The following is a 12968-nucleotide window of genomic DNA, read 5'->3' as shown; positions in this document are numbered from 1 at the left end:
TTAATTTGAGGAGAGATATATGATGACAAAAGTCACTATTATAGGTGCAGGAAGTGTTGTATTTGCAAAAAGATTGATTTCTGATATTATTTCTTATCCAGAGTTATCAGATACCACTTTTTCGTTAACAGATATCAATGAAGATAGACTAAATACAGCAGAAAAAATGGCTAGTAATTTAATCAGAGGGAAAAAAGCCCGAGTATTCGCTACCACGGATAGAAAACAAGCACTTAAAGATGCAGACTTTGTATTGAATTTAATTCAAGTAGGAATGCATGAAGCAACCGTAACTGACTTTGAAATCCCTAAAAAATATGGACTTAACCAGACAATTGCTGATACTCTAGGTGTGGGTGGTGTATTTCGCTCACTTCGTACCATTCCAGTACTGCTTGATATATGCAAAGACATGGAAGAAGTTTGTCCAGATGCATATCTATTAAACTATACAAATCCAATGGCCATGTTAATGCATGCAGTTTCTAAAGCGACATCTATTAAATCTGTTGGTCTATGTCATAGTGTACAAAATACTGCTGATGATCTTGCATCCTACTTGAATATTTCAGTCGATGAATTAGATTATAAGGTTGCTGGAATTAATCATATGGCATGGTTTCTAGAATTAAAACGTAATGGTGAGGATTTATATCCGAAACTTTTTGAAGCGATGGAGAAAAAGGAAATCTTTAGTAAAGATAAAGTACGTTTTGAAATGATGAGAAGGTTGAATTATTTTGTTACAGAATCAAGTGAGCATATGTCTGAATACACGCCATATTTTATTAAAAGAGACGAACTTGTTCAACAGTTTGATATTCCGATTGATGAATATATTCACAGAAGTGAAAAGAATCTAGAAAAGTTTAAGCAAACCAAGATTAAAGTGGAAAATGGAGAAACAATTGAGGTAGAGAAAAGTCACGAATATGGTGCACCAATCATCCATTCAATCGTAACAGGTACAGATCGTGTTATTTGGGGGAATGTAGCAAATACAGGTTTGATTACAAACTTACCAAATGATGCATGTGTCGAGGTTCCATGCTTAGTTAATAAAGGAGGAATTCAACCTTGTTATGTTGGTAAATTACCTCCACAATTAGCCGCGATAAATATGACAAATATCAATGTACAACAACTAACCGTTGAAGCTGTTTTAACTAAAAATATTGATTATGTTTATCAGGCTGTAATGATGGACCCACACACTGCTTCTGTTCTCTCACTTGAGGAAATATGGGATATGACAAAAGAGTTAATTGATGCACATGGAAATTTACTACCAGAATTCACTTCTGGGAGAAACCTGCACTATAATAGCCCAGTTGTTAATCATTAATTTAAGGTTATAGGTCTATGGGTTTTGCCAGCGTCAGCGTTCACTGTCTTAAAGAGTTAAAGCGGACATGAAAAAGCAGCGCCATACCGTTCTAAATTTAGAACCAGTAAAAAAGGATCAAACAAAGGAAACAAAATTTAACGAACGACAATTATCTGAGTTGTTAATCAAGGTGCAGCATTTTGCATAAAATCAGCAAAGTACTGCACTATTTTTTTTGTAAATCCAATCTCCATCCATACATACATTCCAAAGTTCGTTCCATCTGCTATTTCAGTACATAAGGCTATATATGGAAATGGATTTCAGGGTCAGCCCCTACTAAGCTGAGACAATACAACACTATTTGAAAGTGCATAATACTGCTGGGATAGATTCCCACCACGTTAATGTTTTTTAGATGCCGAAGTAGATTATTTGATGGTTTTTTCGAAGATTAGTAGATCATAGTATTGTAAAAATATGGTAAATTGAATATTATGAAGGTGGTTGGTTATCGCTCTTCTTTCCATTTGAGGAAAGGAGGCGATATGAAAACATTACTTGAAATCATTCGTGAAATTTGGAAGGGTATTGTGCGGGAAATTGCTGCACACCTCTTTCGAAAAACGTATTAGATAACAAGAAAACCACCCGCACTGTAGAAAGCATAAGGGTGGTTCACGAAAGAAATAAAGCTATAAGACAACCACCACCCTGACGGTAGAGGTTGCATCGGGAGAAGTGTTAGACGCACTTCTCTTTTTATCTATATCCATATACACAAAATCATTACAATTTCTAGATTTAAGGCCAATATCAGAAACACGTGGAATTGATGCGGGCTCTACGTTATATTAATGCGCTAAAGTACGTAAATGATGAAGAAAATCAGTTTTTTCAGTCAGATTCCCACTCTGTTTTGATTAGCATTATCTTCATCCCAATTAATAGGATAAACAATCTTCTTCATACATATAAAGAAGTAAGGAGGTTGATTACATGGTCTGCCCCCGAGCTGCGATAATTACTTCAATCATCGTTGGGTCTATTTCAAATGTATTCCCGGAACAAAGAAGTTTCCCTTTAAGTCTAGCCTATTTAGCAATCTTAAAATGCGATTTTAATCCTACCGTTCTATCATAGGTTCCAATTGATAGAAACATCCTTGATTTATTTTTTAATTAAAGGTAAAGACTGTACTCCATTGACATCAAAAGAAAGAGTAATAAATTGCCATTCCTTTTTAGTTTGGAACACTCCGTTATTTCCAAATAAAACTAAAATCTCTACAGTTTTACCCCACAAAATTAGGACGGTACACCAATTCTTAATCCATAATATATTTAAGTAGTTTTTGATTCTCCTGATTCTCTTATTAACACTTTCCCTATTATTACTACTAGCAATCCTGCAGCTAATCCATAAATAATGGCATTCAGTGAAGTAATTCCTTCAACCATTAAATTGATGACTACTACAAGTGAGCTAACTAGCATTGAAGTTAGGACAACTTTCTTTGGAATAGATCTGAAAAATAACGCGATGATAATTGGTATAAATAGAGTTCCAGAAAGTAGAGCATATGCAAGGTCCAAAGCCATAACGATATTTTGTAGCTTTGCAGCAATAATGATTCCTGTTAGTCCAACTATTAATATCATCAGTCTTGTTAACTTGATTTTACTTTTTTCGTTAGTAATTTTTTTCAAAGGTATAATAATATCGTTAACAAACACGGTTGAAGCAGCCATCATAGTACCTGATGCAGTGGACATTGCTGCAGAGATAGCCGCTGCTATAGTTAGACCGATTAATCCAGTTGGTAGAATATTGATGATTAGGGCTGGTAAAGCCTGTTGTGGATCACTAAGATTAGGTAAAATAACGCTAGCTATCGTCCCTATTAGTGCTCCGGCTATTCCATAAATGACACAGTAGATTCCTGCCACTATAGTCCCTTTTCTGATAACGGACTTACTTCTACCGGTAAAAGCTCTTTGCCATACATCTTGTCCAATCATCATACCGAAGAAGTATAACAAGAAATATGAAAAAACCGTATTCCACCCCATATTTGAGAGGCTAAGAAATCCTTCGTTTACTCTAGAAGTAAGTCCTTCCAAGCCACCTACTTGAAAAAAACTAACAGGTAATAATATTAGTATAAGACCAATTGTCATTACCCAAAATTGCATAACGTCCGTCATTGTTACCGCCCACATACCACCTAGTAATGTGTAAATGACTACAACAATACCACCTACAACAATGGAAAAGAAAAGCGTCCAATCAAAAATAGTAGAAAACAATACTCCAACTGCTATGGTTGAAGTTACCATAACCATAATATTATAAACGACCATTACAATAGCACTATAGAACCGGCTACTTATCCCAAATTTATTTGCTAATAACTCACTTACACTAAATACCTTTAATTCACTTAGTCTATTTGCAAAAAATAATCCTAAGCCCACAATTCCAAGTCCGATCATCATAACCATCCACATACCTGATATACCAAATTGGTAACCTAATGCAGTGCCCCCAAAGGTTGAAGCACCGCCAAGTACTACCGCTGCCATTGCTGGTATAAATGAACCATAGCCAAGTCTTCTTCCTGCAACCACAAAATCAGCATGGTTCTTAATCTTCCTTGAACTAATAAAACCAATGGATATAAGTACAGCAAAGTAAAAAATGACAATGAAGAAATCAAAACCTGTCAAAGTATACCGCCCCTTTATACAATTAGTGGATAGCGCTTACAACTGGTTCGCATTCATTTTCTTTTGACGCGCAATTAAAGAAATGAATTCGTAAACGATACTTGCTCCCAAATGGGAAGTGATTTCTGCATGGTCAAGAGCTGGCAATACTTCAACTAAGTCAAAACCAACATAATTTAAATTCGGTAAATTCCTAACAAAATTTAGACCTTCATAACTAGTTAATCCACCAGGTTCTGGTGTACCAGTACCAGGTGCATATGCAGGATCAAAGAAATCGATATCGAAAGTTAAAAATACATGAGTGTCCTTCACTCTATTTTGAATTCGTTCAGAAAGTTTTTTAGCGGATAATGATTTAACATCATCCGTTGTAAGTACATCAAATCCTATATTCTTTGCTTCATCTAAATCATTAGGATCATAGACCGTTCCCCTTAAACCTATTTGTATCGATGTATTAGGATTAATTATTTCCTCTTCGGCTGCTCTTCGAAACGGTGTTCCATGGGTATATTTCTTTCCCCAGTAGTTATCCCAGGTGTCACCATGTGCATCAAAATGTACAAGGCTTAATGGACCATAAACTTGCGCCAAACCTCGTAATTCCCCCAAGGTGATGGAGTGGTCTCCCCCTAGACCTATTGGTATTATTTTATTTTTTGCTAGGGAACTATAATGGTTACTCATGATTTCATAGGATTCATGGATATGGCCAGGGATTAAAGGTAAATCACCATAATCAATAACAGAACAGTAGTCAAATGGATTTAACTTATGGAATGCGTTAGAAGGTCTAAGAAGCATGGATATTTCTCTTATGTTAGATGGTCCAAAGCGAGATCCAGAACGATAGCTGGCTGCTGTATCAAATGGTAAACCAACGATTGCAATATCTGCTCCTTCTGTTTCTGTAGTATTAGGAAGTTTCATGAAGGTTCTAATACCTGTATATCTTGGTGCGTTACTATAATGAATTGGTCCAAATTTTGGTTTCTCACTCACAATATCTCTCCTCTTATTTTAATTAATAATTTATCATTATAATGATATGAAAAAAGTTTCATATTTAGACATACTGTTCGAGTAATTTTACAGAGCCATGGGGACAGGTCCCTCGTCCCATGGGTTGATTAAATTAAACTTTTTTGAGAGATACAAGGTTGTATAAAAAAAGCAGTTTTCATCGTAAGAAATAGTGAAACTGCATATAGTTTAAAGCATCTTCTTCGTATTTTTTTCAAGGTGGGTGGGAGGTGGTGCACGAATACCGAAAAATGTAGAGTAAGTACTGATATTCGTGCACTTAGATACTAGAGGGATGGCCCTGCTAGACAGATATAATGAAGTGGTTGATTGAAAGCAAAATGTATTTTAGAACGAATGTTTGATTTAATTGAACATAACTAATTGCTTATTTATCCAGAATCAGTACTCATAAATAAGGGTGAGTAGGTACTTTAATTTTGTGAATTACCACGATTTACAGACATCCATCTATTGACACTTTGCCTCATATATAAGGTATATTATAAGTAACAGAACCCACCACGCCTCTCACGGAAGCGGACCATGGTGGGTCTTTTTTTATCTAGGGGGATATATAGGGATGGACAAGGATAGGCATATTAAAATGCCGATTACATTAAGTTAAATAAGAATCCAAAGGAAGAAGAAAAAAAGAAATCGCCAAAACGTATTACGACGTCCCATATACATATGCAGAAAGCTAGTTACGGACTCCGTTAAATGTTAACAGGAGTTATTATTTCCTTGCGGTGAGTAATAAAAAAGGTGCAATCTAATGTATTTTGCTTCCTTGCTATTCACGTTCATTTCAAACATACGTTTTTGGTATTCTTGAATAAGAAGCTTTTAACAACTTGCATAGGAAATTGGGACGATGGACCTGTCCCCTGGCTCTGGGTAAACTTAAAATAAAACTTTGTGACCGTTTCGCATCCTTTTACATAGAATGTGATTTATATATATAACACGAACATTTGTTCTTGACTACTCTATTAAATTATATTATTCTAAATATAATAAAGAAAGAAGGGTGTGAGGATTTGCAGCAGTTATATCTAGCATGGCCTAAAAGGGATGGAAGGTTATCGTGTTTAAGCAGAGGTGCGACTACTCCCAGGAGTGGAGGGTCTTCCAGATGTTCCCATAAAGGAGATGAAGGATCGGGTGATGACGACTCTTTATTCAAATGATTGTCAGATATATGATAAGAAAAATATTATTAAGCTCTTTGAGAGGCAGCATAATCGCTTAGAGAATAGATTTAGCTATTCTCTTCTATTAATATTACAGAACAAAGCGTAAGTTATAATCTTTTAATGGAGGGTTTATAATCGATCCAACGTATATTTTAGGGTTAGGTCAAACATTAAACACTATAATCAGCTCAGGGACAACAAAATATGCAATTGAAAGCATAAAAGGAATTAAAAAAGGTAATGATAAAGATGCTGTTATAGAGAAATATGAAGAGATATTTAGCTCAATAATTAGTGAAAATCAAGAATTAAGAACAGTGGCACTAGGCTATAAAGATGAATATGAAAAAATGAATATAAATGATGATGATATTGAGTATTTAAGAAATACTTTTAATAGAGTTTTAGAATTATTAACAAGTGTTAGTGAATATAGTGAGGAGCAACAGCAAGGTATAGAACAATTTTCTAGCCTCATTGATGTTGATACATTAAAGACTATGCAACTATTAGGATTTAATTATAAAAAAGCTATTGGTGAACCTTTAACAAATATAGTTAATCATTATATAACAAATTTATATAATAATGTTGATACAAATAACTATATCACTGAAGAGTCAGAAGAAGATGAATTTATTAAGGGATAGAGGTAGTAGGAAATATACAATACAAATGTAACCGTCAAGTAAAATTAAACAAATCCCATATATTCAGATCTCATGAATTTAAATGATTTGTGTACATTTGAACCCTCCATGCTTAAAATTTTCCTATCTATTTTTATTTTATAGTAAGTGTAGTTAAGGGGGTGGAGGGGTAGAGGCGATAATGGGTTAGACTACCGCCATTCTATACGATTTGATTAGTGGGGATTAAAGAATGCTTTATCTGTAAAAGAAGCCCAAAGATTTAATGTTATCTTTGAGCTTCTTTCAATCAATATTTATTCACCAGAATCCTCTTCCACATCCTCTAAAGGTTCATCTGCCGGTGGTTCTATCACATCTTTATCTTTTTCTTCATTCCCTGTTGATGGTTCGGTTTCCTCTTTATTCTCCTCATTCGGTTCAGGCTCCGGTTCCGGTTTTTCCTCTGGTTTCGGCTCTTCTTTTGGTTTTTCTGTTGGTTCCTCTTTCTCTACAGCTTTATTCTCTTCCTTATTCTCAGGTTTTTGATTATTGTCTTTTTCTACAGGCTCAGATGGTGGATTTGTGTGATTACTAGAATTAGAATTGGATGACTCTTTTTTGTTCGTTTTGTTATTTGGATTCGACTTTCCAGGTCCGTTATCGCTACTGCTTGGATTACTAATAGAATCATTTATCTTCTTAAACACGGCTTGAATATCTTTACTACTATCCATCACTACTGTGATTCGCCCGGCATTATGATTGACGGATCCTTCCCAGTGGCTAAATTCCCATCCGGATTTAGGTTCGGCAAATAGAGTAATCGCCTCTCCGTGGGCAAATTGATTTTCTAACGTATTTCGTATGATATTTCCTTCACCAGAAATAGAAAGATTCAGAGTCTGATCGGCTGGTTCAAATATGGCAACGACAGAAATACTAGTTTCCAATGTTATTTCTAGTGGGTTGTTCGTTTCGGTAATGGCACCTTCCCATCTGACAAATTTATATCCGGCTTCAGGTGTTGCTTTTAAGGTGATGTCCGTCCCAGCGGGGTAACTGGTTTTTTCTGGTGAGATCGATACGGTTCCTTCTCCTTCGACCTCAGCCTTAACGAATTTATTATTTCCATCTACAAAGAAGTCCAGTTTTTCTTCTAAGTCTTGGTAATTTACTGTAATCGTTGAGACCCCTTCATTCATCGCTGCTTTAGCAGTAACCTCATTCCCTTCTTGGGGGGATAAGGCGATGATCTCCTCATCACTGGAACTCCATTCCGGGTTGATTTCCATTTCCTCTCCATCCGCATCGAAGCCGGCAACCGTTAATTGCAACTCTTGATGAAGGGAGAGGGGGTCAATCCCTTCTGGTTTGAAGGTCATTTCTTCTACCACTTGTTCCTCGATATGTAGTTCAGCTTCCTTTGTAATGGATCCCACTTTAGCGGAAAGTTCCACTGTGCCAAGTTCTTTTGCTTGAAAAGTCATAACTGTTTCCGATTCTTCAACTAGTGAACCGTAATCCTCGTTTTCTAATTTCCACTCTGCCTCAACTGGGAGGATGGATCCGTCCGTCTTTTCCCATTCTAAGACGATATTTCGACTATGGCCCTTTTGGACATAATGTCTATCAGGTGCAATATTTATATTGGATTCTAATTGATTGATAGATTTTTGGAGCTTGGTATTATCGGTTGCTTTGATTCCATCTTCCAATGTTTGAATGACTTGTGGCAATTCGTTCAATCCTTCATGGGCCACGGAAAGAAAATAGTAAAATTGGGATTCTTTCGGTTCTATTTCAATACCTTTCTTAAGTGTAGCAATTGCTTTGTCAAATCGCTCCAATCCCATATAAGCTTTTGCTAGGCCAACGCGTGCACCGGTAAGTGATTTATCTTCTTTAAGAATCTTATGAAACAAATCAATACTTTTTTCATATTCTTCATGCTCCAATGCTTTTTTAGCTGCTTCTAGGGATGTTGTTCGTGTATCCTTATCCGATTGCCCAACTTGTATGGCGGAAAAGACAATAACCCCGATGGCGAGAATACTTAGTAAACATATTTTGATTAATTTCTTTCTTTTTCTCCTTAATTTAAACCTTTCGCTTCTCCTCATGAAAACTAGCCCCTCTAAATATATATATAGGAAATTTAACTACCGGATTCAATATATGTTTGGTTTGAAGGAGTTATTCCTTAATCATTTTGGACAAAAGATGTATTTGGATTGTAGGGTTGTAACTTTTACTTTTAGTAAAATTCAAAAAAATGTATTGCTAAATTTCTGTTACAGACTATAATATTGTTATCTGTATTACATTTTTTACCAAATTATTACAATTATGACTAAAACATTACAATTTAAGGAGAACGAGATGTCAAAGAAAAAAATTTGGCTTTGGGTGAGTATTGGTGTTGTTATACTTCTGCTTTCGGGGGGAACTGGCTTATTCTTGTTACAGCATTCAGCAAATGCTGCTTTTGGAAATGAGGAGTTTGAGCTATATGGAGAAAAAGTAGAACTTCTAATGGAAATGAACGAGGATATGTCGTTATATGCTGCTTTCTCCGGTAAAGTAGAGGCAGAAAAGATGGAAAAAGTATTTCTTGATCCAGAGAAAGGGACGGTCAAGCAAATCTTTGTTTCAGAGGGAGAAGAAGTAAAAGAGGGTACTAAACTATTTGAATATGAATTGGCAGAGGATTTAACGTATGAAAAAGATCAAAAACAAGTAGAGTTAGAAATGGCATACGTGGAGATTAACCGTTTGAAAAAACAAAAAGAACGGCTAGAAAAGAGTATTAAAGAGGCTTCTTCTAATGTAAAAAACATGACAGAACTTGAGGGAGAAGAGGTAGAAGATAAAGAATCATTGCAATCTGAACTGGAGCAAGTTAATTTTGATTTGAAAGTGAACAACCTCCAGGCGGGACAAATTCAAAAAGAAATTAATGCAATGAAGAAGAAAGTAGAATCCCCAGTTGTCGTTAGTAAAGGTTCAGGGGTTGTGCAATCCGTTAATCAAGATTTAATGGATGGAGCTCCATATGGACAAGAAGGTGGAACTACTGGTCCGCTATTGACGATTGTTTCAACGGGGGCGTACTTAATAAAGAGTGAAGTGAACGAACTATTACTGGACACGATTGCTGTCGACGATGAAGTTCGTATTACAACGAAAAAAGGAACCGATGGCGAATGGATTGGTAGAATTATAGAAATTGGGAAGCTTCCTGTGGGCAATGACGAAGAAAATATGGACGAATATTATGAGGAAGGGAATCCGCAAACATCTAAATACCCATTTACTGTATTACTAGAAGAACATGAAGGTCTTGAAATTGGTTTTCACGTTAATTTAGAAGCTATAGGAGCCGAGGGGGAGAAAGCAGGTAATGCGGTTGTCATTCCGATTGAGTATATTGTTCAAGAAGAAGAAGAACCGTATGTATGGGCTGTTGATCCGGAGACAAGCGAAGTACATAAGCAAGTGGTAGATATGACTGTATTGGATGACGGATTTTTAGTTGAAATTCCAAAAGGATTAACACTGGAAGATTATGTTGTATATCCGGATCCTTCCGTAAAAGAAGGAAAGAAGGTTGAGATTATTGACGATGATACGTTTGAAGAATTTGAGTAAATCTTACAAATTGGGTAAGGAGGAAATCCCGATTCTAAAGCGTATTAGTTTAGACGTAGAAGAAGGAGAGTTCCTTGCAATCATGGGCCCATCAGGTTCAGGAAAATCAACGTTAATGAATATTCTAGGTTGTCTTGACCTTCCGAGTTCCGGCGGGTATGAATTAGAATCAATGAATATGGTTACTGGACAGGAAAATAAGTTAGCGGACATTCGTAATCAATTTATAGGTTTTGTTTTTCAATCCTTTCATTTATTGCCACGCTTAACTGCTTTGCAAAATGTTGAGCTCCCATTAATTTATAATGGATGGAAGAAAAAGGAGCGAAAAGAAAGGGCGATGGATGCATTAAAAAAGGTTGGGCTGGAGGATAGAGCTTCATTTAGACCTCCGCAATTATCTGGTGGGCAGAGACAACGTGTTTCCATTGCACGAGCAATTGTAAATAAACCCAAATTTATATTAGCTGATGAACCAACAGGAGCGCTCGATACAAAAACCGGTGAGCAAATCCTTTCTCTTTTTCAAGAATTACATGAGGAGGGAGTAACGATCATTATGATCACTCACGATGAGCAAGTAGCAAAAAAGGCGGATCGAATTATTTATATTCGTGATGGTGAATTATTTAAAGATAGGAGCGAAGACGCTTATGCTTGAAAATATTCGTATCTCCTTTCAATCGATTTGGGGTCATAAACTCCGTTCGTCTTTAACGATGCTTGGTGTCATTATTGGAATTGCTGCGGTCATTGCAATTTTTGCTATTATTCAAGGAAGAAGTGAAGAATTAAAAAGTAACTTGATTGGAATGGGAAATAATACGGTTAATGTCGTCTTTGAAGAAGCGGATATGTATGAGGAAGAGGGGATGTGGGGAGGAGAGGTCACTAATCGAAGTGCCCCCCCTATTAAGCAGGAAGCAATCGAAGAAATTCTTACATATCCAAACGTGAATGGTATGTCTATTTATTATGAGGGCTGGCAAGAGGCTTATCACTTAATAAATGTTACCCATCCAAAACTATTGGGCATCGATGAACGGTATCTTGATCTCTTTCCGGCTACTATGGTTGAGGGAAGGGAGTTTACGGAATTAGATTTTGATTCATACAGTCAGGTTGCTCTAATCAATGATGTGGCAATGAGTGAATTGTTCCCTGAAGGTGATGCTCTACATCAAACCATCGACATTTCCGGTATGCCATTTAAAATAGTAGGTATATTTTCAGACGCAGAAGTGGATAGCGACTGGTATTATCCTGAGCCAACCATTTATTTGCCAGCTACGACTTGGCCATTGTTAAATGGATTTGATGCGCCGATGCAGGTTGCAGTTCAGGCAAGTTCTTCAGAGACCATTCAAGAAGTCGGGACAATGACAGCCGATCGCTTGAATATGGATTTACCTCCATATGAAACGGCGCTTTATCAAGTTGCTGACTTTGAACGAATGATGGAGGAAATATCACAATTTGATCAAGCTTTTGCCTTTATCTTAGGTGGCATAGCAAGCATTTCATTGCTCGTAGGTGGAATTGGTGTCATGAACATTATGCTTGTTTCCGTTACAGAACGAACAAGGGAAATCGGGATTAAAAAGGCTTTGGGTGCGAAAAGGCATGTTATTCTAGCTCAATTTCTAACTGAATCCGTCGTTTTAACAAGTATTGGTGGTGTCATTGGTATTCTTACGGGATTAGGTATTGCTAAAGCTATATCGGTATTTGCGAATATGCCATTCTACGTTTCGGTACCAGCAATTAGTGGTTCTTTTATTTTTTCCATGTTAATTGGTATTGTATTTGGACTTTTACCATCTATTAAGGCTTCCAAATTACAGCCAGTTGAAGCGTTGCGTTATGAATAGGTTTAGCAAAGGAATGGAAGATAACCGGGTTAATTTTCAACGGAATATTCCGATAATAAATAACGGCCTTAGAACCAGAAAACGTGAGGGTTTAAGGCTGTTTTTTTATCCAAGAGCAAAAGTCGTACTAAAAACGAGTGAGATTCCCGTCGGATAAGTTTAAACAAGCGTTTGATCTAAATGACTATTTTCTATTTTATCCGACATTTCCCGGGAAATAGCGCGGAAATATTATAGGGTAACCCCGACTTAATTCGGGGAAATCTGCAACGCCTTCAATGTCTTCGGAGCCATAGGGAGCCATAGGGACAGGTCCCTCGTCCCATTATATTTATAATTGAGCTGGGACGGCTATGATGTGCCCATTGTTTCTATGGCCCAGAATGTGATTGGAATTCAAGCGAATGGGCGAATAAGAGCGTTCTATGACCCAGTACGGGATGGAAATTCAAGTAAACGGGCGAATAGAAGCGTTCTATAACCCAGGATGTGATGGGAAATCGAGCAAACGGGCGAATAGAAGCATTCTATGGGCC

The 12968-nt window shown here is 36.7% G+C and carries 9 protein-coding genes; 6 read left to right on the top strand and 3 right to left on the bottom strand.

Features of this window, described 5'->3' with window-relative positions; all coding sequences use genetic code 11:
- Window positions 1-22 precede the first annotated feature (22 nt).
- Together melA and A9178_RS19495 are read left to right on the top strand one after the other, a co-directional pair.
- Window positions 23-1345 (top strand): alpha-glucosidase/alpha-galactosidase, encoded by a 1323-nt coding sequence (gene melA, locus A9178_RS11000; protein ID WP_068675215.1) that lies wholly within the window; start codon window positions 23-25, stop codon window positions 1343-1345.
- A 67-nt stretch (window positions 1346-1412) separates the two neighbouring features.
- Window positions 1413-1535 (top strand): hypothetical protein, encoded by a 123-nt coding sequence (locus A9178_RS19495; RefSeq protein WP_255376720.1) that lies wholly within the window; start codon window positions 1413-1415, stop codon window positions 1533-1535.
- 1135 nt (window positions 1536-2670) lie between these two features.
- Here the strand turns inward: A9178_RS19495 and A9178_RS10995 are convergent.
- Together A9178_RS10995 and speB are read right to left on the bottom strand one after the other, a co-directional pair.
- Complete coding sequence (locus A9178_RS10995) at window positions 2671-4056, bottom strand: sodium:solute symporter family transporter (protein ID WP_068675213.1); 1386 nt, start codon at window positions 4054-4056, stop codon at window positions 2671-2673.
- Between the two features lie 36 nt (window positions 4057-4092).
- Window positions 4093-5061, bottom strand: coding sequence for an agmatinase (gene speB / locus A9178_RS10990; protein ID WP_369801973.1), 969 nt, complete (start codon window positions 5059-5061; stop codon window positions 4093-4095).
- Window positions 5062-6598: 1537 nt separating this feature from the next.
- Between speB and A9178_RS10985 the strand changes: the two genes are divergently transcribed.
- A complete protein-coding gene (locus A9178_RS10985) occupies window positions 6599-6931 on the top strand; it encodes a hypothetical protein (RefSeq protein WP_068675211.1) in 333 nt (110 codons plus the stop codon).
- A 296-nt stretch (window positions 6932-7227) separates the two neighbouring features.
- Here A9178_RS10985 and A9178_RS10980 read toward each other — a convergent pair whose 3' ends face one another.
- Complete coding sequence (locus A9178_RS10980; protein ID WP_068675209.1) at window positions 7228-9033, bottom strand: InlB B-repeat-containing protein; 1806 nt, start codon at window positions 9031-9033, stop codon at window positions 7228-7230.
- A 259-nt stretch (window positions 9034-9292) separates the two neighbouring features.
- On the opposite strand from A9178_RS10980, the gene A9178_RS10975 reads away from it, so the two are divergent.
- From A9178_RS10975 to A9178_RS10965, 3 genes are read left to right on the top strand one after another with little or no spacing between them, the layout of a single operon-like run.
- Window positions 9293-10561 (top strand): efflux RND transporter periplasmic adaptor subunit, encoded by a 1269-nt coding sequence (locus A9178_RS10975; protein ID WP_068675207.1) that lies wholly within the window; start codon window positions 9293-9295, stop codon window positions 10559-10561.
- Window positions 10536-11222, top strand: coding sequence for an ABC transporter ATP-binding protein (locus A9178_RS10970; protein ID WP_068675393.1), 687 nt, complete (start codon window positions 10536-10538; stop codon window positions 11220-11222). The genes A9178_RS10975 and A9178_RS10970 overlap by 26 nt, the downstream gene beginning before the upstream one ends.
- Window positions 11215-12432 carry an ABC transporter permease gene (locus tag A9178_RS10965; RefSeq protein ID WP_068675205.1) on the top strand — a complete coding sequence of 406 codons (1218 nt, stop codon included), beginning with the start codon at window positions 11215-11217 and terminating at the stop codon, window positions 12430-12432. The genes A9178_RS10970 and A9178_RS10965 overlap by 8 nt, the downstream gene beginning before the upstream one ends.
- Window positions 12433-12968 lie beyond the last annotated feature (536 nt).

This window comes from Oceanobacillus sp. Castelsardo (genome assembly GCF_001659985.1).
Lineage (GTDB): Bacteria > Bacillota > Bacilli > Bacillales > Amphibacillaceae > Oceanobacillus.
Note: the sequence above shows the minus strand (reverse complement) of the source record. Positions and strands in the feature narration are given on the sequence as shown.

Bases quoted from the DNA above. Each gene is read 5' to 3' on its own strand.
- A9178_RS10980 (WP_068675209.1), bottom strand. From the start codon at position 9,033: ATGAGGAGAAGCGAAAGGTTTAAATTAAGGAGAAAAAGAAAGAAATTA.
- A9178_RS10975 (WP_068675207.1), top strand. From the start codon at position 9,293: ATGTCAAAGAAAAAAATTTGGCTTTGGGTGAGTATTGGTGTTGTTATA.
- melA (WP_068675215.1), top strand. From the start codon at position 23: ATGACAAAAGTCACTATTATAGGTGCAGGAAGTGTTGTATTTGCAAAA.
- A9178_RS10965 (WP_068675205.1), top strand. From the start codon at position 11,215: ATGCTTGAAAATATTCGTATCTCCTTTCAATCGATTTGGGGTCATAAA.
- A9178_RS10970 (WP_068675393.1), top strand. From the start codon at position 10,536: ATGATACGTTTGAAGAATTTGAGTAAATCTTACAAATTGGGTAAGGAG.
- A9178_RS19495 (WP_255376720.1), top strand. From the start codon at position 1,413: ATGAAAAAGCAGCGCCATACCGTTCTAAATTTAGAACCAGTAAAAAAG.